17 protein-coding genes are annotated in these 20519 nt (G+C 54.8%); 9 read left to right on the top strand and 8 right to left on the bottom strand.

Going from position 1 to position 20519, the window contains the following annotated elements:
* Positions 1–21: 21 nt before the first annotated feature.
* From D8M41_RS02320 to D8M41_RS02310, 3 genes are read right to left on the bottom strand one after another with little or no spacing between them, the layout of a single operon-like run.
* On the bottom strand, positions 22–885 hold the full coding sequence (locus D8M41_RS02320) for a YwqG family protein (RefSeq protein WP_174232402.1): 864 nt from the start codon (positions 883–885) through the stop codon (positions 22–24).
* 57 nt (positions 886–942) lie between these two features.
* A complete protein-coding gene (locus D8M41_RS02315; protein WP_126926324.1) occupies positions 943–1827 on the bottom strand; it encodes a YwqG family protein in 885 nt (294 codons plus the stop codon).
* A gap of 12 nt (positions 1828–1839) precedes the next feature.
* Entirely contained in the window at positions 1840–2691 is an 852-nt protein-coding gene (locus tag D8M41_RS02310) for a YwqG family protein (protein WP_126926323.1), read from the bottom strand.
* A gap of 217 nt (positions 2692–2908) precedes the next feature.
* Here D8M41_RS02310 and D8M41_RS02305 point away from each other — a divergent pair, with 217 nt between their 5' ends.
* The gene (locus D8M41_RS02305; RefSeq protein WP_037235002.1) at positions 2909–3262 is read left to right on the top strand and encodes a hypothetical protein; all 354 of its coding nucleotides are present in this window, start codon (positions 2909–2911) and stop codon (positions 3260–3262) included.
* A 128-nt stretch (positions 3263–3390) separates the two neighbouring features.
* Here D8M41_RS02305 and D8M41_RS02300 read toward each other — a convergent pair whose 3' ends face one another.
* From D8M41_RS02300 to D8M41_RS02290, 3 genes are all read right to left on the bottom strand, one after another.
* Positions 3391–4866 carry an RNA polymerase sigma factor gene (locus D8M41_RS02300; RefSeq protein WP_126500236.1) on the bottom strand — a complete coding sequence of 492 codons (1476 nt, stop codon included), beginning with the start codon at positions 4864–4866 and terminating at the stop codon, positions 3391–3393.
* Between the two features lie 291 nt (positions 4867–5157).
* Positions 5158–6735, bottom strand: a complete 1578-nt coding sequence (locus tag D8M41_RS02295; protein WP_126926322.1) for a DUF4192 family protein — start codon at positions 6733–6735, stop codon at positions 5158–5160.
* A gap of 162 nt (positions 6736–6897) precedes the next feature.
* Positions 6898–7806: a proteasome assembly chaperone family protein gene (locus tag D8M41_RS02290; protein WP_006887388.1), complete on the bottom strand. Its 909-nt coding sequence runs from the start codon at positions 7804–7806 to the stop codon at positions 6898–6900.
* 367 nt (positions 7807–8173) lie between these two features.
* On the opposite strand from D8M41_RS02290, the gene D8M41_RS02285 reads away from it, so the two are divergent.
* The 4 genes from D8M41_RS02285 (at position 8174) to D8M41_RS02270 (ending at position 13805) form a co-directional block, all read left to right on the top strand.
* Positions 8174–9679: a leucyl aminopeptidase gene (locus D8M41_RS02285; protein WP_006887395.1), complete on the top strand. Its 1506-nt coding sequence runs from the start codon at positions 8174–8176 to the stop codon at positions 9677–9679.
* 354 nt (positions 9680–10033) lie between these two features.
* Entirely contained in the window at positions 10034–11416 is a 1383-nt protein-coding gene (lpdA, locus tag D8M41_RS02280; RefSeq protein WP_023134003.1) for a dihydrolipoyl dehydrogenase, read from the top strand.
* Between the two features lie 151 nt (positions 11417–11567).
* Complete coding sequence (gene sucB / locus D8M41_RS02275) at positions 11568–13244, top strand: 2-oxoglutarate dehydrogenase, E2 component, dihydrolipoamide succinyltransferase (RefSeq protein ID WP_006887385.1); 1677 nt, start codon at positions 11568–11570, stop codon at positions 13242–13244.
* Positions 13245–13457: 213 nt separating this feature from the next.
* The gene (locus D8M41_RS02270) at positions 13458–13805 is read left to right on the top strand and encodes a hypothetical protein (RefSeq protein ID WP_006887378.1); all 348 of its coding nucleotides are present in this window, start codon (positions 13458–13460) and stop codon (positions 13803–13805) included.
* A 103-nt stretch (positions 13806–13908) separates the two neighbouring features.
* Here D8M41_RS02270 and D8M41_RS02265 read toward each other — a convergent pair whose 3' ends face one another.
* Positions 13909–15273: a protein kinase domain-containing protein gene (locus D8M41_RS02265; RefSeq protein ID WP_037286190.1), complete on the bottom strand. Its 1365-nt coding sequence runs from the start codon at positions 15271–15273 to the stop codon at positions 13909–13911.
* A gap of 224 nt (positions 15274–15497) precedes the next feature.
* Here D8M41_RS02265 and lipB point away from each other — a divergent pair, with 224 nt between their 5' ends.
* From lipB to D8M41_RS02250, 3 genes are all read left to right on the top strand, one after another.
* Positions 15498–16184 (top strand): lipoyl(octanoyl) transferase LipB, encoded by a 687-nt coding sequence (gene lipB / locus D8M41_RS02260; RefSeq protein ID WP_006887398.1) that lies wholly within the window; start codon positions 15498–15500, stop codon positions 16182–16184.
* A 133-nt stretch (positions 16185–16317) separates the two neighbouring features.
* A complete protein-coding gene (gene lipA / locus D8M41_RS02255; RefSeq protein WP_006887369.1) occupies positions 16318–17325 on the top strand; it encodes a lipoyl synthase in 1008 nt (335 codons plus the stop codon).
* A 162-nt stretch (positions 17326–17487) separates the two neighbouring features.
* A complete protein-coding gene (locus D8M41_RS02250) occupies positions 17488–18198 on the top strand; it encodes a DUF4191 domain-containing protein (protein ID WP_006887396.1) in 711 nt (236 codons plus the stop codon).
* Positions 18199–18271: 73 nt separating this feature from the next.
* Here D8M41_RS02250 and D8M41_RS02245 read toward each other — a convergent pair whose 3' ends face one another.
* A complete protein-coding gene (locus D8M41_RS02245) occupies positions 18272–18715 on the bottom strand; it encodes an RDD family protein (protein WP_006887362.1) in 444 nt (147 codons plus the stop codon).
* Positions 18716–18917: 202 nt separating this feature from the next.
* Between D8M41_RS02245 and glnA the strand changes: the two genes are divergently transcribed.
* Positions 18918–20342 (top strand): type I glutamate--ammonia ligase, encoded by a 1425-nt coding sequence (gene glnA, locus D8M41_RS02240; RefSeq protein WP_006887360.1) that lies wholly within the window; start codon positions 18918–18920, stop codon positions 20340–20342.
* The last annotated feature ends 177 nt before the right edge of the window (positions 20343–20519 follow it).

Below are 20519 nucleotides of genomic sequence, written 5' to 3'. Positions count from 1 at the left end.
ATCTGCACCTCTGCTAAGTTTTTACCCGCAGTCCCATTCAAAAAGGACTTGTGAGAAGTCACGGTCCGCTAATTGTTGCGGAGTAATCAGCCAGTTTGCGGTACCCATATCACCCCACATAATGTCACCGTCACCATCATTTTTTGCTTCCTCGGAGGCGATGGTGAGCAGGTTAACCGTATATTCTTGCAGTTCTGGGTTGTTCTCGCGCGGGTCGCTCTGCACAAAGCTGGGGTACCCGCCAAGCTTATGGTACTCAGTGCTGTCGGTCAGGTCGTAGGCAATATTCTCCCCATCGTGCAGGCGGTCTATCTCGTAGACCTCGTTAATAGTCTGCGCTGGGTGTTTCTCGTTCCACCGGTGTACGAACCGGGCCTCAAATTCACGGCTTGTGTCGCTCAGGCTCTCATGTTTTTTCTTAAAAGTGAGCGCAAGCTCAGCCTCTGGCGGGTAGATAGGCCAGTCTTCGCTCCGTGCTGCGGTGACTGCGGGGTGCCCCGCAGGGGTGGCTTCACCCACCTGGGGGTAGTAAATAACCCGAATATTCGCCTGGTTGGCTATATCATTGGCATTGAAACCCCAGTATTCATCGCCTTCTTCTTCGCCGGAATCAATCCAGAACTGAAGTATCCCGGTCTTGGGATAAAGCTCATTTTTAGGTAATTCAGTACAGTTAATCTGCGCGATCATCCCTAAGGGTTTCCCGCTTTCATTGGTGGGTGCCTGAGCCCCGACAGGCAGGTACGGGGCACCGCCAAACTTCGAGGTAGTCACTGGCAGCGGTGCCTTGGCACCGGCTGTTTTAATACGGATTACTGGCTGCCGTGTGGCGGCAGTGATTTCTGCCGCGATTTTCCGTGCCTCTTTAGCTACTGTACGGCCCATAATATTTTCCTCCCAATACCTGACTTTCGTTTTCACCAGTCTTATTGATAGTTGCAGCTAACCGCAGGACCATTCAAAAAGGACTTTCGAGAAGTCTCGGTTCTTCAGCTGTTCCGGGGTTATTAGCCAGTTTGCAGTGCCCTGATCTCCCCAAACAGTAACAAATTTTTCGGCGTCCTCAGAGAACATGGTGAGCAGGTTGATTGTGTAGTTATCGAACCCATCATGCTCTTGACGCGGGTCCTGCTGGGTAAACTCCGGGTGCCCGCCAAGTTTGTGGTACCTTCCCTGATCTATGTCGCGGTAGAACATTACGCTCGGGCGTTCCTCATCTGCGGGCGCGTATGCATCAATACCCGCGAAATCGCCGATAGGCTGCTGGGGGTATAGTTCATTCCACAACCCTACAAACCGGTTTTGGTAGGCCCACCAATTCTGTGGGGTTATTCCTTCTGAAGTTTCTTCGAAGCTGAGTCCGATTTCCCATCCCTGATCCACGTGTACCGGCCAGGCCATAAATTCCATCTCGGTTTGTTTCTCTTGATCTGGCATAACAAGAGTGTGGGCGCACGGGTTTGTGTCCCTATGATGGGGATAATAGATCACGCGAGTATTGACCTGCGACACCGGGTTCTTCAGGTCGATGCCCAGTCCCAGCTCATCATACGGATCCAGCCAGAACTGAAGTATCCCGGTCTTGGGATAAAGCTCATTTTTGGGTAAATCAGCACAGTTAATCTGCGCGACCATACCCAGCGGCTTACCATCCTGGTTAGTGGGGGCCTGAACCCCGGCGGGCAGGTACGGCACTCCTCCACATTTAGAGGCGGTCACCGGCACAGTTCCCTGAACTGCGCGAGGAATGATGCGCACAGTGGGTTTGCAATCCTGCTGGCTCAGCAGATGATTAAGGTGCTTGACCCGCTCAAAAATAGTGCTCATAGTGTATTTTCTTTAGCAGCTATCCCACGAATAAAAGACCTTCGAGAAATCTAAATTCTCCAGCTGCTCTGGGGTAATCAGCCAGTTTGCCACTCCAGCATCGCCCCACATGATGGTTATGGTGTCATCATCCGCAGAGACAAGAGTGAGCAGATTAATCGTGTAGTCTTTCCATTCTTCATTGTCATCTCGGGGGTCCCAGTCGATATACTCGGGAACACCGCCCAACTGGTGGTGATCAAGATCTTCATAAAAGGTACTCGCAAGGTCATCGCCTTCAAGCCCTGCAAGTTCATCAAGATCCCAAGGACTTTCAATCTGCTCCTGCGGATAACGTTCATTCCACAACCGCGTAAATAACTGCCCAGTACTGTATTGTTTGAGTTTTAGCCCGGGCTCTAGATTTTCAGGCTCAAAACTCAGGGCGTATTCTCCGCCCAAAAGAGGCCATATAAAGCCATTATCCTCGGTAATGACTAGTTTATGAGCCTTCCTGTTCGCTTTTCCCAGCTTGGGATAGTAGATCACGCGATCATATCGTGATGAGGTGTAATCTTCCGTATCGGTCTCGGTCGGGCTAATCCAGAACTGCAGCAGCCCCTCCGCCGGGTAAATACTATTCGGTGGCAAATCGGCGCAGTTAATCTGCGCAATCATGTGCAAAGGTTCACCGTTAACGTCTACGGGTCCGTCCTGGCCCTTGGGTAGGTACGGCACTCCCCCGATTTTGGAGGCGGTGACCGGCAGCGTCTTGTACTTAGCGAATTGTGTATTGATACGCATCGTGGGAACTTGGTGTCCCACATTCATCTCAGCTAGTAAAGCGCGAGCCCGTTCTAGTATCTCTGCCTGTTTATTCGTCATATATTCCTCAATGCCCCAAACACGATCCTGAAATATTTCGGCGCCGTACGCCCACACCCCATTAGAGCATGTTTGTGTGCTGCATGTAACGGTTTGTGAGTTCCTCGTATATATCTCCCCGCAATTCCCACCATGCGAGATAAAACACACAAACTGTAGAAAAATTCATTGTGTCGTATATATAATATATTGAAAGATGCCTCAAGGAGTGAGCACCATGAAGAATAACACCGGCACTTTCGGCCCCTATTTCCTTTTCCTCTGCGCCTTTTTCATGATGGTTTTCAGCGTTCTCAGCGCATTAGGGTGGCTCGCTATTGGGGGCTCCCTCGCCCTGCTTATTCTCACCGCGTTTCTCAACCCGGATTTCCGTAAGCCAGAAGACCCCAATAACCCGGTGAGCACGTGGCTTATTCTTGCATTCTGCATTTTTGGAGCGTCCTGGGTTTATACCCTCACGCTGCAGAACGGGAACACTCACCCTGGTATCAATGCTGCCCTAGCACTGGTGCCGACCGCCGCGATGGGGTGGGTATTTATTAAGCATTCTGCCCATGCCCATAATTCTTAAGCCCTCCCCGGGAAGAAACTAACCACTAAACGAATATTTATGCAAAAATGATGCGGTGTCTGAGCTATTCAAGCTCAGGCACCGCATCATTGGTTTGTGGCACGCAGCCTTATGCTAGGTCGAAGACCCTAGTCCAGGTAGTCACGCAACACCTGCGAACGCGAGGGGTGACGCAGTTTCGACATGGTCTTCGATTCGATCTGACGGATGCGCTCACGTGTCACGCCGTAGACCTTACCGATTTCGTCTAAAGTCTTCGGCTGCCCGTCGGTCATGCCGAATCGCATAGCAACCACGCCCGCTTCACGTTCGGAGAGCGTATCAAGCACCGAGTGCAGCTGCTCTTGAAGAAGAGTGAATGACACCGCATCGGCCGGGACAACAGCCTCCGAGTCCTCAATCAGGTCGCCGAACTCGGAATCGCCGTCCTCACCCAGCGGCGTGTGCAGAGAAATAGGTTCGCGCCCGTACTTCTGCACCTCAATAACCTTTTCGGGAGCCATATCCAGCTCTTTACCAAGCTCTTCGGGGGTGGGTTCACGCCCCAAATCCTGAAGCATCTGGCGCTGCACACGGGCGAGCTTATTAATAACCTCAACCATGTGCACAGGAATACGAATAGTACGCGCCTGATCCGCCATTGCGCGGGTAATCGCCTGACGAATCCACCAGGTGGCGTAGGTGGAGAATTTAAAGCCCTTCGAGTAGTCGAACTTCTCGACCGCGCGAATCAGGCCCAGGTTACCTTCCTGAATAAGGTCAAGGAATAGCATTCCGCGGCCCGTATAGCGTTTAGCGAGTGAGACCACGAGGCGCAGGTTCGCTTCCAGCAGGTGGTTCTTCGCACGCTTACCATCGTGAATTACCCAGCGCAGCTCTTTCTTGAGCTTCGGGTCCATGTCGGGGTTGTCGGCGAGTTTGTGCTCCGCATACAGGCCAGCCTCAATGCGCATCGCAAGATCAACTTCCTGCTGCGCGTTCAGGAGTGAGACTTTACCGATCTGTTTCAGGTAGTCTTTCACGGGGTCGGCCGTTGCGCCGGGAGTAACGACGCGCTGGGCGGGAGCATCGTCATCATCGCTGGCGGTCAGCACGAAGCCAGAGCCTTTAGCCGCCACTTCTTCGGCGGCTTTTTTCTCTTCCTTTTTGGCGACGGCTTCTTCATCCTCTTCGGCTTCTTCATCGGCCTCAGATTCTAGGGGTTCACCGTCAATGGCGTCCGGGTCAAGGTCAAGGTCGAACTCGTCATCGCTTTTCTTCTTGCGTCCGCGTTTGGGCGCGGCCTTAGCCTTAGTAGCGGTAGCAGTTTTACGGGTGCGTTTAGGCTTTGTCTCAGTCTCGGCGGCGTCAGAGGCTCCGTCTTCCGCGCTGCTGGAAGCCTTAGCGGCAGCAGCTTTGGTCGTGGATTTCGTCGCACGTTTCTTAGTTGTTGTCGCCTTAGCAGCGGTCTTAGTGGTTTTCGCTCCGGCACCTTCACTGTTTGTGGTCGTAGATTTGGCGCTGGCGGTTTTTTTGGTTCGCGTGGTTTTCTTCTGAGGGGTGTCGGCTACAGCCTCATCAGTAGCTTCACTGGTTGCGGCTTTCTTGCTGGTGGCAGTTGACACGAAAACCCTTTCTAGCTCAGTTACGGGGTGCTTTGTCTGCAAAACACCTAAGACCCTGTCAAGTCCTAGGCTTCTTTCAGAGACGAAATGTGACGGTTTAATGCTCACACACCGCAGAATATTCCGGGCGTACTCGTCCCCTGCTGAAGATACACCATGGGTGCATTGACTTTACGGGGTCAGTACCAAGTATTACAGAATCTTAGGTTTTTTCAACTAAGGCGCGCCTGCCAGAGCTGGTTTTAGCATTTTCTTATTCCCTGCCCTTCCCTACAGCAGGGCCGCTGGTACCTACGTGGCGACGGGGTATACGTTGAGGACGCTAAAACGTGCAGGCCCGCGCCAGCACCGGGCGGAGTCGCCTAACCACAGGGGCAGCAGCCCAAGTTGAAGGGCATCATCCAACGGAGTGTGCTCCTGCACGTGGCGGTGCGCTTCCTCGTTCAGCAGGTTCGCATATGAACTGGTTCCGCGCATCCAATTAATCCAGGCTTGAACAATGCGCAGCCGCCCCAGCGGCTCACCGCAGGCTGCGGGAATGAGCAAAGAACAGAGTACTTCAAGAGCGTTAAGACGTTCCCAGCGGGGAGTGGCTGTTTGGTCTGTCCCGCACAGCAGACGAGCCATTGCTTCCGCGTAGTCTGTCTGCGTTTGGCTGACATCGGTGGCGCTGCGCTGCACTGTCAGATGTGTGCGGCGCACCCAGTCGTGCCAACCGGTGCGGACGCCCGATGGGGAGCCCACCCGGTGTTGTTTACCGTGCAGTGTCTGCAGGAATGAAGAGGGCAGTGTGTTACGGCGGCGCGGAGGAGCCCCGTAACTACCCGGCTCAATGGCGGTGCCCTCCCCCGTGGTGGTGAGTGCCGGATCCGTGAACCGTCCGCCGTATCCTTCAAGCACCCGCAGCGAATCTGTGAGGGTGGCTGCCGCACAGTACGTCACTAAGTTAATCGTGCCGTACGTGTTGAGGCTAGCAGCCAGATATCCGGCTACCTCTGCGGGTAGAAGCTGACGCATCCTATCCCCCACAGTGGTTCTTTGATCTGCTGCTAAGGTGCGCATCACCCAGCGTATTGCTTCTAGTGCGGTTTCCCAGTAGCAGAGTTCAGCCCCTTTCTGCTGACAGTAGGAGTGCGCCTGCAAGAGGTGAGGGTCTTCCCCTTCAGCGTATCGTAGCTGATATTCCTGGGTGTATGTGCGGTACCAGAGCTCTGCTGCAGCTTCCCAGTCTTCTCGGGCGCCAGTATCTGCGGTGGCTGCGGTATCCCACGGGTTGGTGGTGCGCGCCTCGGATGCGGTTGCGGCGATACTTTCACCCCGTACAGTCTGGGCTAGATGGTAGGGGCTCATCAGAATATCTTCTACGAAACCGGCGAAGATAAGCCCGTTCTGCTCATGTGATAGCTCCCAGATAGTGGTGTCTCCCAGAACGATGCAGTCGAAGCATTCCAGCCCACCGGTGACGGTGGGGTTGGTCAGCAGCGGAAGCCACCGTTCAACGCGATGCGCTATTGCGGCATCACGCTTACGTTCTGAGGTGCTGGGCAGTGTTCGGGTTCCGCTGGCGGTTTGGCGTGCACGTAGGTTATCGCGGTCTGCTGTGCAGTAGAAAGCGATGAACCGGTCGATGGGTTGCGCTCCGTCAATAGTTGCCGGCAGCAGACTGAAAATACGGTGCAGATATGCGGCGGTGTTATCTTCTGGGCCGGGCAGGTCAATGCGCACACAAGGGCCAATATTGTGCCCAGCTAGAGCGACCACCACGAAGGATTCCTGCGGCCAGTAACCCAGCTGGTGCAGCATAATCGCTGCCATGTCTTTACAGGTGCGAATACACGTTTTTACGGTGTTGAAGTTCTGAGAAGTCATGGCTACATAATGACTCAAAGCAATCTTTAATACATCAAATGCTATAAAAATGTGGATGATAACTCTAAGCAGTGCAGAAAATAGCCCCTGTGGATAGCGCTACCGGCGATATCCACAGGGGTACCTCTCATTATGAAGTTTTGTGAACGCTACCCCCGCAGCCTACTCCCGCTCATGCAGGAACTGCTCAAAGAGCGCCCCAATCTCATCACGCCCCAGCACCTTATCGGCATCCCGCTGCGAGAGCGGAATCAGCATATTGGACGACCGATAGTTCGCATCGTAGTTCTCTTCATAGCTGGAAACCATTGACTGCACTTCGGGATGCTGAGCCATCTGCTCATTGATCTGCCCGTGTACGGTGCGTGCAGCCTCCCGCAGCTGATCGGTCGGTAAAGACAGCCTCGTAGCCATCGTTACATACTCCAATGCGGCGAGAGTGCCCTGAGGCAGGTCGGCATCCGAAATATACTGCGGTACATTGACCCCGAATCCGACCGTGTCGAATCCGTGCTCCGTGAAAAGAACCTCAAGCAGGTTCGTCATATTCGCATGCAGTTCCGCTTTAGGGCGCCATGCAGAAATACCGTCAATAAGGTCTTTGCGGGAGCCGTGGGCGGTCACCGGCACAGGCCGCGTATGAGGCACCGGCATAGGAAACGCCGATATAAACACCACCAGGGAGGGCTGCAGCCGCTGAGCAATGCCGAGCATAGCCTGCTGAAAACGCTGCCACTGAAAGTCTGGCTCCGAGCCTGTCAGCAGCAGAAACGGTTTATCAAGGCTGTCCTCCACCACATATAATTTCAGCTTCGGAAAAACTGGGTCTTCAAAGTGGTCACGGTTAAAAACGATGTGCGGCCTACGTGCCCGGTAATCGTGCAGCTGATCGCTGTCAAACTCCGCAATAGCCACATGTTTCAGGTTGTCTAATAGGAAGGTGCCGAACTGACCAGCTGTAGCCCCGGCATCCTGAGGACTGGAAAAGGCCACAACAAGCGGTAAATCGCGCAGACGTTCATCGCTGAGAATACTATTTTTTGCCAGGTAAAGGTCGTCAGGGTTTAACATCTACTACTCCTTCCTGGAACTCGCCGCGCGCGGCCCTCGTCTACAATTGACATTCACCGCACCATACCCCAGCGCATTAGATAATTCATCTCAGTTTAAAACATACATGAGAGGAATACCGGGGTTTACACCCCCAATTTGCGCACGGTGAACAGATTTACTAATGATATTCATCACTTTACTTACGCAAAACACTCTCACTCATAAGCGGGCTTTCCCGCATCTGTATGCTGCCTGCGGTGTACAGTAGAGGATGATACGCACCATCTTATAGATGCTGCCTCACGTGCACGCACAGTGTGTGCACACCCTAGTCAACTAGGCGCCCACCTCTGCCCGGGCCCCACCCAGCACGAAGGAGTACCCTATGTCCCTATCCCTCTCCGTGGCCCCCACCAACCTTGAATCCCTCGAATCAGATGTCCTTGTTGTAGGGGTTTACGCGGGTGAAGAAAGCCCTCGCTTAGCCCCCTGCGCCCTCTCACAGGAAACCGTCGAAGGTATCAATGAGCTCCTCGAGGCTCTTGGCGCCACCGGGGCCGCCGATCAGCTGCTTCGACTCCCCGGCGCAGAAGACGCAGGGGCCGACACCATCGCACTCATCGGTTTGGGGCAGGAAACAACCAATGCCGCCGAACGCCTCGCAGCTTTCCGCTACGCTGCTGGTTCTGCCACCCGCCAGCTCATTGGCGCAGAAGAGATCGCCATTGATTTTGGCACAAACGCCCCCGCAGAAATTGAGGCCGTAGCGTACGGCGCAACTCTTGGCTCCTTCAGCGAAAAAGGAATGCGCGGCAAATCAGCCAGTTCCATCAAAGATGAGGCTGAAACCATCCTCATTGTCTCCGAGGTACAGCCTGCCGAAGCTGAAGAGGCGCTCACCCGCGCACTGGTGCTCGGCGAAGCCACCAAACAGGCGCGCCATCTGGTAAATCAGCCACCCTCGCACCTGTACCCCGAGTCTTTCGCCCAGCAGGCCCAGCAGCTCGTCTCCGAGTATGAGGATGTGAGCATTGAAGTATACAACTATGAGCGTCTACTCGCCGAAGGGTTCGGGGGTATCGCGGGCGTAGGCCAGGGCTCTCCCCGCAAACCTGTACTCGCAGTTGTAAAATACAGCCCGGCCGATGCCAAGGCGTCCATCGGGCTGGTCGGCAAAGGCATTACCTTTGATACCGGCGGCAACTCCCTCAAACCGGCAGCGTCCATGATGACCATGAAATGCGATATGGCCGGCGCTGCCTCCGTCCTTCAGGCCACTCTTGCTGCTGCGGAGCTGAACATTCCGGTTCAGGTCACTGGCTACCTCTGCCTGGCGGAAAATATGCCCGGGGGCGAATCGTTACGCCCCGAAGACGTTATTACCATCCGTGACGGGCGCACCGTAGAGGTTCTGAATACTGACGCTGAAGGGCGCCTAGTCATGGCAGATGGTATCGCGCTCGCCTCAGAAAACAAGCACGACGTCATTGTCGATATCGCCACCCTCACCGGTGCTGCTATGGCGGCGCTAGGGTTGCGCACCGCCGCTCTGATGGGCGATGAGCAGGTGCGTGAGCGGGTTCTGCGTGCTGGCGAAGCAGCGGGTGAAGCATACTGGCCAATGCCGCTGGAGTCGCACCTGCGCGCCTCAATGAACTCGCCTGTGGCAGATATTAAAAACATGGGCAGCCGCTACGGCTCCATGATGATCGCCGGGTTATTCCTGCAAGAGTTCGTGGGTGAAGTGGAAGGCCAACGCATTCCCTGGGCTCACCTTGACATTGCGGGCCCTGCGTTTAATGAAGAGTCACCTTTTGGGTATACCCCGAAGGAAGGTACCGGTTTTGGCACCGCCACGCTGGTGAACTTCATTGAGTCATACGCGCAGTAGTCACAACCTAGCCGCCGCGGGGCGCACAGCCTGGTCAAGAACACCGTAAGGGTGAACGAGTTGGGTGGGAGGTGAATAGGGTTAGCAGAGCCCACCTCCCACCCACTTTTGTGTACAATTTCACACCTTGACTGTATCCGTAAGGTGGAACAGAAAAATTTTGAATGGATTGTGCGATTAATAGCGCAAAATTGCCGTTAGTGAACTTAAACCGACGGCGACAGGGGTATTGTTGTAGATAGGTGTTTTTATACACTGCACTTGGCGTGCGCCCTCCGATACGTGCGCTGGTCGCGGGTAGAAAAGCACAGAGATAAAGAACTCATTTGCACGGGGGTTGAGCCCCCACAACCTATGCAAGGGAGCAACATCGTGGCTCAAGAATTTGACATCCTCATCCTCGGCGGTGGCTCCGCTGGTTATGCAACCGCTTTGCGTGCGCGCCAGCTGGATTTCTCCGTTGGCCTGATCGAGAAGGATAAGGTGGGCGGCACCTGCTTGCACACCGGTTGTATCCCCACTAAGGCTTACCTTCACGCCGCTGAGTTGGCTGAGGATGCTCGTGAAGCCTCCAAGGTCGGTGTAAACACCGAGCTACAGTCCATTGAGATGGGTAAGGTTCGCAACTACAAGGACGGCATCGTTGGGGGCAAGTTCAAGGGTCTCTCCGGCTTGCTGAAGATGAAGGGTGTTGAGGTTATTAACGGTGAGGGTAAGCTCACCAGCAAAGATACCATTACCGTGAACGGCACGGAGTACAAGGGTAAGAATATTGTGCTCGCTTCTGGCTCTGTTTCTAAGACCTTTGGTCTGCCCATTGAGGGGCGCGTGCTGACTTCCACTGAGGCACTGGAGATGGATTACCTGCCGAACAGCGCTATTGTGCTTGGCGGCGGCGTGATCGGTTGCGAGTTCGCGTCCATGTGGAAGGCAATGGGCGTGGATGTAACCATTATTGAGGGCCTGCCCAACCTTGTTCCTAACGAAGACCCCTCCATCATTAAGGTGCTTGAGCGTTCCTTCAAGAAGCGCGGTATTAAGTTCAACACCGGCACCCTGTTCGAAAAGGTTGAGCAGGATGCTAACGGTGCTAAGGTCACCTTGGCTGACGGCAAGGTATTTGAGGCTGATATCGTTCTGGTCGCTGTTGGCCGTGGCCCCAACACCGCAGGTATGGGCTATGAAGAGCAGGGTATCCCCATGGATCGCGGTTTCGTGCTGGCTAACGAGCGTCTGCACACCGGTGTGGGCAATATCTACGCCGTTGGTGATATTGTTCCTGGTGTCCAGCTGGCTCACCGCGGGTACCAGCAGGGTATTTTCGTGGCAGAAGAAATTGCTGGCCTGAACCCCTCTGTGGTTGAAGACATTAACATCCCCAAGGTCACCTTCTGCGATCCCGAGATCGCCTCGGTCGGTTACTCCGAGCCGAAGGCTAAGGAGAAGTTCGGCGCCGATAACGTTGAGGTTGCGGAGTACAACCTGGCTGGCAACGGCAAGTCCTCCATCTTGGGCACCGGCGGTATTGTTAAAGTTGTGCGCGAGAAGAACGGCCCCATTGTTGGTGTTCACGCCATTGGCAAGCGTATGGGTGAGCAGATCGGTGAGGCTCAGCTGTGGGTTGCTTGGGAAGCATTCCCTGAGGATGTCGCTAAGTTCATCCACGCGCACCCGACCCAGAATGAGTCCCTGGGTGAGGCCGCTATGGCTCTGAACGGCACCCCGCTGCACGGCTAAGCGCCCCTACCACCTAAAAGATGGTTTCGCACCCGCGAAACCGCAGGTTTGCGGATGCTCCACGCGGCATTCTCAAAGAATGGCCGCGTGGGTGTATCCCTGCCACACAGTTTCCTAATTCAAGCATTCACAAGGAGAACGGGAAGAAAATATGTCCCACACCGTAGAACTGCCCGCATTGGGCGAGTCCGTGACCGAGGGTACCGTTACCCGCTGGCTTGTTGCCGTTGGTGACACCATTGCCGTTGATGAGCCGCTGGTTGAGGTGTCCACTGATAAGGTCGATACCGAGGTTCCCTCCCCCGTCGCTGGCGTTGTTGAGCAAATCCTAGTGGAAGAGGATGAGGACGTTGAGGTTGGCGCCCCCCTCGTAGTTATTGGTGATGGTTCTGGCGCAGCACCGGCTGCTCCTGCGGCTCCTGTTGCAGAGGCCCCTGCCGCCGCTGCAGCTCCTGCTGCCCCCGCAGCACCAGCGGCACCGGCCGCAGCTGCTCCCGCTGGCGCAGCGTCCGGTCAGGAAGTTACCTTGCCCGCGCTGGGTGAGTCCGTGACCGAGGGTACCGTTACCCGCTGGCTGAAGGAAGTCGGCGAACAGGTTGAGGTTGATGAGCCGCTGGTTGAGGTGTCCACCGATAAGGTCGATACCGAGGTTCCCTCCCCCGTGGCGGGCACCCTGCTCGAGATCCGCATTCAGGAGGACGAAGACGCCGAAGTTGGCCAGGTTCTAGCTATTATTGGCGATGCTTCTGCCGCCGCACCGGCACCGGCTGCTCCTGCTGCTCCGGCCCCTGTTGCTGAGGCTCCGGCAGCTGCTGCTCCTGCTGCACCCGCTGCGCCCGCAGCGGAGACCCCGGCACCCGCCGCTGGCGTACCGGCAACTGCCGATGGCGAAGCATACGTCACCCCGCTGGTTCGTAAGCTCGCTAAAGATAACAATATTGACCTGTCGACCGTGAAGGGTACCGGCGTAGGCGGCCGCATCCGCAAGCAGGACGTACAGGCAGCTATTGCCGCTAAGGGCTCAGCTGCGCCCGCTGCCGCATCGGCAGCACCGGCTGCTGCAGCTGGTGCGTCCAAGACTCCTCACACCTTCGAGGTTTCACCCAAGCGCGGCACCGTTGAGAAGACTGCACGCATCCGCCAGGTTATTGCAAAGCGTATGCGCGAGTCTCTAGACACCTCCACTCAGCTGACTCAGGTCACCGAAGTGGATATGACCCGTGTGGCACAGCTGCGTGCCAAGGCTAAGGATGGCTTCCTCGCTCGTGAGGGCGCAAAGCTGACCTTCCTGCCGTTCTTCGCACAGGCTGTGGCCGAGGCCCTGCAGCAGCACCCTGCCCTGAATGCTTCCATGACCGAGGATCTGAAGCAGATTACCTACCCCGATTCCGAGAACATCGCAATCGCTGTAGATACCCCCAAGGGTTTGCTTGTTCCCGTTATCAGGAACGCATCAGACCTGGGTATTGCTGGCTTGGCAAAGGCTATTGCCGATTTGGGTGGACGCGCACGCACCGGCGATATTGCTCCTGAAGAGCTGGCTGGTTCAACTTTCACCATCACCAATATCGGCTCCTTCGGCGCACTGTTCGACACCCCGATTATTAACCAGCCGAACGTGGCTATTCTGGGCACCGGCAGCATCGTGAAGCGCCCCATGGTTGTTAAGGATGTGGACGGTAACGACTCGATCGCTATCCGTTCCATGTGCTACCTGTCGCTGACCTACGATCACCGTGTGGTTGATGGTGCAGATGCAGGACGCTTCCTGTACACCCTCAAGACCCGCCTGGAAGAGGCTAACTTTGAGGCTGAGGTCGGCCTGTAAGGCTCGCTAGGTAGCGTATATACAGCCACGATGTGGAAGGCGGCGTCGGTTCATGTAACCGGCGCCGCCTTCCGTTGAGCATTTTTGTATGCCTGGTTGTATGCGGTGGGTAGCTGAGAGGCTTTATGGCGCTTTACCTCTTGGGATGTTTCATCTGCGACATTGGTACGTCACGAATAGACATTTTAGTGACAGGGTGTCACAATATTTTCCATGCATATTCTTACCGGCATTCTTGTGTTTTTACACATTATTGGCGCATCACTCATTATCGGTATGTGGGTCGCTCATTTCCGCACCCCAAAAGTTCTTCCGGGGCAGTTTCACGCTTCGCTTCTCATGCTTGTAACGGGGCTGATTCTGGTGGGTATCGCAGAAATGAGCGGCGGTGTTAACCACATTAAAATTGCAGTCAAAATTCTTTTGGCACTCGGTGTTGCCATTGCCGCGTTTATTGGCCAGCGCAAACATAAAGCTGGTGAGCCAATCTCTACCGGTTTAGCACATGCTGTAGGTGGGCTCGCTGTTATTAATGTGGCGGTCGCAACCATCTGGCACTAGATAATTTCTGAAGGATACTCCCCGAGGCACCTAGCCCCGGGGAGTATCTTTATACGCGCCACTATATCGCTTATTTAACGAGCGTAAGCGTACTGCACTACATTCACTCGCTCACCGGGACTGCGCTTGCGATACGCCAGCGACCGTTGTCCTGATGGAGTTCAAAGGTGACTTTTTGAACCGCCATACCATCTTGCATACGTACCCCTTTATCACGTAACTCAGCTTCAGTAGGTGTGTACCCTGGGGCCTGCACTTCTGCTGTTAGTGCCAGCGTATCCCCTTTGTGTTCTACCTTAGTGAGGGAACGAACCTGCAGTGTGGGAGCACCTTTTTCTGTAAGTTCACGGTTACGTTCCTCAATAAGAGTTTCAATTATTTTGCGTTCGTCATCGTGCTCGTTTGCGGCAGTCGTCGCAGAGGCTGTCTGCACGGGGGCACTGTCGTGCGAGCCCAGCTGGTAGCTCACAACCCCAACACCCACTGCAAGAGTGAGAGCGAGTGCACCAAGCAGCATACGGTTCTTGGAGGTTTGGAGGATTTTTTTCTGTGGTTTATTGGATGCTTCCTGCCGAGCTTTAGATTCTTTCGGGCGAGCCTTAGCAGCCGGTGCGTTCTGCACAGGTTTACTCTTACTGCCTTGCTGTTGGTTACTTGCAGCAGGCATACGTTCCCGCACATCTTCGGGTGCACTCAGGTAGGCGTTGAGCGGCACTGCCTGTACTTTACTGAAGACCTCAACGATAGTCTCTAGCGAAGGCAGGTCTGTATCCAACACATTTTCCAGCGTGTATCCCATATTTTCGGTAATGTCCTCTGCCGCTAAGGGCAGCGGAATGCGCTCGTGGGCGGCAGCGGGAGGTTTACCGGTGAGGGCGTGCCATAGCAGCCGCGCGAGGGCACGGGTGTCTTCGGCTTGCGCTAGGGATAGTGCACTGGTACTGAGGTTGCCGGGAGCATGGCGTGTGTCAATGAGTTTGGGAGTGCCATGGGTTGAGATCAGTACGTTTTCAGTGGAGATAGCTCCGTGAATAAACCCCTGGTGGTGTAGATGAGCTAGACCTTCGCACAGACTGCGGGCCAGGGAGGCCACCTCCGCAACGGGAATATGCTCACGGGCAGCCAGGAGGGCTGATAAAGTCCCCGCTTCCAGGGGCTCATACCACTGCAGGGTTCCGGCGCTCTCTGTTTTCTGCGCAGCTTCTGCGGTGCCGGTAAGATGCTGAACAGCGAGTAGGGTGGCTAGACCAGGGTTGGGGTCTAGGGAGCAGAGCGCTTCGGCAAGGGCGGAGTCATCGGCTGCATTAAGCCGCATAAGTGTGTATATTCCCGGTTTGAGGCCCAGCGGGTGCTCACCTGTTTGAGCAGCGGACGGCGCATTGTCAGAAGGCTTAGGGCAATATTCCACTCGCCAAATAGTTCGGCGCGCATCCTCGGTGAGAAGGTTTAGGTACTCAATATTCTCCATATATCTTTTATACCTAAAATACTCAAAATGCATCAAATATTATCCACATGTTGTAAGTGTTGGATGATTTTTCATAGTTTCCGAGGGGCGCTTCAGCCTGACCTGTGTAATATTCTGTAATATTTTGCGGGTATATCACTCGCACCCTGCCTATTGTTCGCCCATTACCCGAATCAGGGGTACCTAATTTTTTATCCCTCGCCTGCGGTACTAAGGTAGTAGGCATGTCCGTGATTATTGAGCGCGTGGGTTTTGCCCCGAACTATGTGAACTACACTGAAAGTTTGGATGAGCAACGCCGTATTCACGCAGAAGTTGCTGAAAGAACCCGCAATAACACTATTCTGCTGCTTGAACATGAGGCTGTTATCACTGCGGGTAAACGCACTGAAGATCACGAGTACCCAACCGATAAGACTACTCCTGTGGTGAAGATTGACCGTGGCGGTAAGCTCACGTGGCATGGCCCCGGCCAGCTCACCGGCTACCCGATTGTTCGTTTGCCTGAACCGATTGATGTGGTGGCCTATGTGCGCCTCCTTGAAGAGATCATTATGAATGTGCTGGCCGAGTTTGGCATTAAGGGGGAACGTGTTGAGGGGCGTTCTGGCGTGTGGGTTTTAGGAGATGAGCATACCCCGGATCAGAAAATCGCCGCCATCGGTATTCGTGTTTCAAAAAACACAGCAATGCACGGTTTCGCCATTAACTGCTGTAATGAGACTGCCCCTTTTATGCAATTTATTCCGTGCGGCATCACTGATGCAGGTGTGACCACCATGAGCGAGCAGCTGGGGCGTACGGTGACCCCTGCTGAGATTCTTGAGCCGCTGGAACGGGAGCTCACCCGGTATGCCGACCGGTTAGCTGAGTCATTTGAACCAAGCCCATCCGAACAGGCGGCAGTATAAATACCCAGGTGGGATTAGCCTGCTTGGCTGGTGTATCCCACGTAACACCGGTTTTCGCTTGCCACCAGCGGGCGTAAAATAAGTTTTAGCCCATACTACGCCGAGGGCACATCCACTATAAGGAGCAACATACATGAGCATTAAGCCTGAGGGTCGCAAGCTGCTGCGCGTTGAGGCTCGCAATGCTGAGGTTCCCATTGAAAAGAAGCCGCACTGGATTAAGACTAAGGCTGTTGTGGGACCCGAATATAACGAGATGAGGGAGCTGGCGCGCGGTCAGGGTTTGCACACCGTGTGTGAGGAGGCGGGCTGCCCCAATATTTACGAGTGTTGGGAAGACCGTGAGGCAACCTATCTGATTGGTGGCTCTGAGTGCACTCGCCGCTGCGATTTTTGTAATATTGCGACCGGTAAGCCCGTCTCAGTGGATTATGCTGAGCCGTTTAAGGTTGCGAAGAACGTGAAGGTGATGGGCCTGCGGTATGCCACCGTGACGGGCGTGGCACGTGACGATCTTGAGGACGGCGGTGCTTGGCTCTATGCCGAGACCACGCGTCAGATTCATAAGATGTGCCCGAACACCGGTGTTGAGATGCTGATCCCCGACTTTAAGGGTAAGCCTGAGCACGTGCAGAAGGTGATTGATGCTCGCCCCGAGGTTTTCGCACATAACCTGGAGACTGTGCCGCGCATCTTTAGGCAGATTCGTCCGGCGTTCCGTTATGAGCGTTCACTTGATGTGATTACTCAGGGTAAAGAAGCCGGTATGGTCACCAAGTCCAACCTGATTTTGGGTATGGGCGAGACAAATGAAGAGATTTATGAGGCCCTGTGCGATTTGCACGACGCCGGGTGCGATATTATCACCCTAACCCAGTACCTGCGCCCCGGTCCGCTTTTCCACCCCATTGAGCGTTGGGTAAAGCCCGCCGAATTTTTGGAGCTTTCGGCGATGGCTGAGTCGATTGGTTTCGCTGGTGTCATGGCTGGGCCGATGGTGCGTTCCTCATACCGTGCTGGTCGCCTGTGGGCACGCGCAATGAAGAAGAACGGCTACACGATCCCAGATAACCTGGCTCATATTGAGGATGGCGGCGTAGCGCTTCAGGAAGCCGCTTCTCTCGTGGCTGCTGGCATGTAGTTTTGCTCCGGACGCTCTTTGTAGGCAGGCCTCGCCATCACTCCCTCTTCTTCGGGAGCGGCGGGGCTTGTCGTACCCTGTGGGCCTCAGGTTTGTAAGCTAAAATTATTGTTTGCAGTGTTTCAACTGTCTTATACCCCAGCTGTCTAAAAGGAAAGCACCGTGGCAGATAAAGAAGAGAAGAAGCAGAAGCCTAAACGTCAGGGAACGTTCTCCCAGATGAAGCAGGTCTACCAGATGACAAAGAAGTCCGACCCAAACATTGGGTGGATTCTGTTGTTCTGGTCTGCACTGACCCTGCTCGTGTTTGTGGCGGTGGGCGTGCTGTTGAATAACTGGATTACGCTCCTTATTCTTGGTGTTGCGGCCGCGGCTATTGTGGCGATGCTGATTTTGAGCAGGCGCGCGCAGAATGCAGCTTTCACCCAGATTGAGGGGCAGCCGGGCCGTTCCGGTGCGGCAATGAACTCTGTGCGTCGAGGCTGGATTGTTGAGGAGCAGCCGGTGGCGGCTAACCGTCACCAGGACCTCGTGTTCCGTGGCCTCGGTAAGCCGGGGATTGTGCTGGTGACTGAGGGGCCGTCTTCTCGCGTGCAGAACCTTGTGAGGACCGAGAAGAAACACCTTAACCGGGTAGTTCCTGGTGTTCCGGTACACGTGATTGAGACCGGTCATGACGAAAACCAGGTGGAGCTTAAAGACGTTGTCAAAACGATGAATAAGCTGCCGAAGACCCTAACCCAGAAAGAGATGCAGGATGTTTCTGGGCGTTTGAGCACCCTGAATAACATACGCAACCCTATGAATGGTATCCCCAAGGGTGTTGACCCGAACCGGGTGCGTCCGGATCGTCGCGCGATGCGTGGCCGCTAGTTTTTGCGCGTGCACTGCTGCCCCCAACGCTGTATGACGTTGGGGGCAGCAGTTGTTTAAAACAGTGTCCTGTTTAGCGGATCCGTACCAGTACGGTTTTACAGATTCGGTCGTGGATACCACGTGCGTCGGAATCCATGATGACCGCCGGAAGTATCAGCATGGTGAGGGTGCCGCGGATTAGCCCTTTGAGCCAACCAGCCGGGTGCCCGTTGAGAGTTTGTACCTGCACTCCTACCGCCAAGTGTCCTAGTGTGTGGCCCATGAACCCGGTCAAAAGCACCGTGTACCCCCAGAATACGAGCAGAGTCAGCAACGGGTCATTATCCGCGAACAGTAGGATCGGCAGGTAGCACACGTACCAGTCGATGAGGAACCCGACCAGCCTAATACCCGGCCGAGCTATCGCCCCGGGACCCTTCTGCGGGCGCCCTAAATGCTCACCAGGGTACTTCTGGTTACTTGGGGCGCCGTTAAGCCACGAGCCTAAGTCCTCACGTTCAATCATGCTCTTCATTATCCCGTATCTTCTGTGCTGGTTGTTATTTTGAAGGTGTTGACGCTGCTCAGACCGCTGTGGCGTGGGCGTGTCGCGGCAGGAAATGTAACGTTCTTGAAACATAAAAGACACGCAAGGGTAAAAAATACCGCCTATGCTAGATAGTGGCGTGTGGCTCACAACTGCCGCCGCCCAAACCAAAACCTAAGGAGCATTCCGAATGTTTACCAGTCCCCAGGAAGTTCTCGACTTTATTAAGGACGAAGAAATCGTCTTTGTCGATATCCGATTTACCGACATGCCCGGCGTGCAGCAGCACTTTAACCTTCCGGCTAAGGCGGTGGATGAGGACTTCTTCATTCATGGTCAGCTGTTCGATGGCTCCTCTATCCGTGGTTTCCAGGGGATCGCAGAATCTGATATGCAGCTCATCCCGGACATTGACTCGGCCTATATTGATCCGTTCCGCATGGAGAAGACCCTGGTGATCGTGTGTTCTATTGTGAATCCCCGCACCGGCGAGCCGTATCATCGTGACCCGCGCGGGGTGGCCGAGCGTGCCGAAGAATACCTGAAATCTACCGGTATTGCAGATACGGCGTTTTTTGCTTCCGAAGCTGAGTTCTTCGTCTTTGAGGACGTCCGTTACCAGGTAGAGCCCAATTCTGTGTTCTATACGATTGATTCCGATGAGGCATACTGGAACACCAGCCGCAAGGAAGAAGGCGGCAACCTTGGTAATAAGACCCCTGTCAAGGGTGGTTATTTCCCGGTCTCCCCTGTCGATAAGCAAGCCGATCTGCGTGATGCCATGTGCGTGGCGATGGACCAGGTGGGGCTCAAAGTTGAGCGCAGCCACCATGAGGTGGGCTCCCCCGGACAGGCTGAGATTAACTACAAGTTCTCCACTCTCACCAATGCCGCTGACGACCTGCTGAAGTTCAAATATGTTATTAAGAACACCGCCGATGAGTGGGGCAAGTCGGTCACGTTCATGCCTAAGCCGGTGTTTGGGGATAATGGCTCGGGTATGCACTGCCACCAGTCGCTGTGGATGGGCGGTGAGCCGCTGTTCTATGATGAGCGTGGTTACGCGAACCTCTCTGATATTGCCCGCTGGTATATTGGCGGCCTGATTGAACATTCCTCCGCCGTGTTGGCGTTTACCAACCCGACCGTGAACTCCTATAAGCGTCTGGTGCCTGGCTATGAGGCCCCCGTGAACATGGTGTACTCGCAGGGTAACCGCTCAGCCGGTATTCGCATCCCGATCACCGGCGCCAACCCGAAGGCTAAGCGCCTGGAGTTCCGTGCGCCTGACCCCTCGTGCAACCCTTATTTCGCGTTCTCGGCACAGCTGATGGCCGGTCTTGACGGTATCCGCAACCGTATCGAGCCGCCAGCGCCGATCGATAAGGACCTGTACGAGCTTCCCGCCGAAGAGGCCAAGGACATTAAGAAGGCTCCCGCTAACCTTGAGGAGGCGCTGGCTGCACTTGAGGCAGACCACGACTTCCTGCTCGAAGGCGGCGTGTTCACTGAGGACCTGATTCAGGCATGGATTGATTACAAGCGCACGAACGAGCTTGAACCGCTCTCGCTAATTCCTCACCCGCTGGAGTACCAGCTGTACTACGGCGTCTAATCGGTAAGAACCCAAACTTAGTGTGCCCCGTTCCTCCAAACACCAGGTAAAGGAGCGGGGCATCTTTTGTTTTAAAATCTCAAACAGCACGGGTATCTGCTGGACCCGAAGTTTATAAAACAGGATAAGCTAGAGTGAGCTTATAGTCGCTATAGACGTTTCAAAAAATGGTAGTTT

The sequence above is a fragment of the Rothia sp. HSID18069 genome (assembly GCF_003989155.1).
Taxonomy (GTDB): domain Bacteria; phylum Actinomycetota; class Actinomycetes; order Actinomycetales; family Micrococcaceae; genus Rothia; species Rothia aeria.
This window is presented reverse-complemented; position numbering and strand designations above follow the sequence as displayed.

Excerpts from the sequence above, each read along its gene's own strand:
- sucB (WP_006887385.1), top strand. The coding sequence starts at position 11,568 with ATGTCCCACACCGTAGAACTGCCCGCATTGGGCGAGTCCGTGACCGAG.
- D8M41_RS02270 (WP_006887378.1), top strand. The coding sequence starts at position 13,458 with ATGCATATTCTTACCGGCATTCTTGTGTTTTTACACATTATTGGCGCA.
- D8M41_RS02245 (WP_006887362.1), bottom strand. The coding sequence starts at position 18,715 with ATGAAGAGCATGATTGAACGTGAGGACTTAGGCTCGTGGCTTAACGGC.
- D8M41_RS02315 (WP_126926324.1), bottom strand. The coding sequence starts at position 1,827 with ATGAGCACTATTTTTGAGCGGGTCAAGCACCTTAATCATCTGCTGAGC.
- lpdA (WP_023134003.1), top strand. The coding sequence starts at position 10,034 with ATGCAAGGGAGCAACATCGTGGCTCAAGAATTTGACATCCTCATCCTC.
- D8M41_RS02290 (WP_006887388.1), bottom strand. The coding sequence starts at position 7,806 with ATGTTAAACCCTGACGACCTTTACCTGGCAAAAAATAGTATTCTCAGC.
- lipA (WP_006887369.1), top strand. The coding sequence starts at position 16,318 with ATGAGCATTAAGCCTGAGGGTCGCAAGCTGCTGCGCGTTGAGGCTCGC.
- D8M41_RS02310 (WP_126926323.1), bottom strand. The coding sequence starts at position 2,691 with ATGACGAATAAACAGGCAGAGATACTAGAACGGGCTCGCGCTTTACTA.
- lipB (WP_006887398.1), top strand. The coding sequence starts at position 15,498 with ATGTCCGTGATTATTGAGCGCGTGGGTTTTGCCCCGAACTATGTGAAC.
- D8M41_RS02295 (WP_126926322.1), bottom strand. The coding sequence starts at position 6,735 with ATGACTTCTCAGAACTTCAACACCGTAAAAACGTGTATTCGCACCTGT.
- glnA (WP_006887360.1), top strand. The coding sequence starts at position 18,918 with ATGTTTACCAGTCCCCAGGAAGTTCTCGACTTTATTAAGGACGAAGAA.
- D8M41_RS02285 (WP_006887395.1), top strand. The coding sequence starts at position 8,174 with ATGTCCCTATCCCTCTCCGTGGCCCCCACCAACCTTGAATCCCTCGAA.
- D8M41_RS02320 (WP_174232402.1), bottom strand. The coding sequence starts at position 885 with ATGGGCCGTACAGTAGCTAAAGAGGCACGGAAAATCGCGGCAGAAATC.
- D8M41_RS02305 (WP_037235002.1), top strand. The coding sequence starts at position 2,909 with ATGAAGAATAACACCGGCACTTTCGGCCCCTATTTCCTTTTCCTCTGC.
- D8M41_RS02265 (WP_037286190.1), bottom strand. The coding sequence starts at position 15,273 with ATGGAGAATATTGAGTACCTAAACCTTCTCACCGAGGATGCGCGCCGA.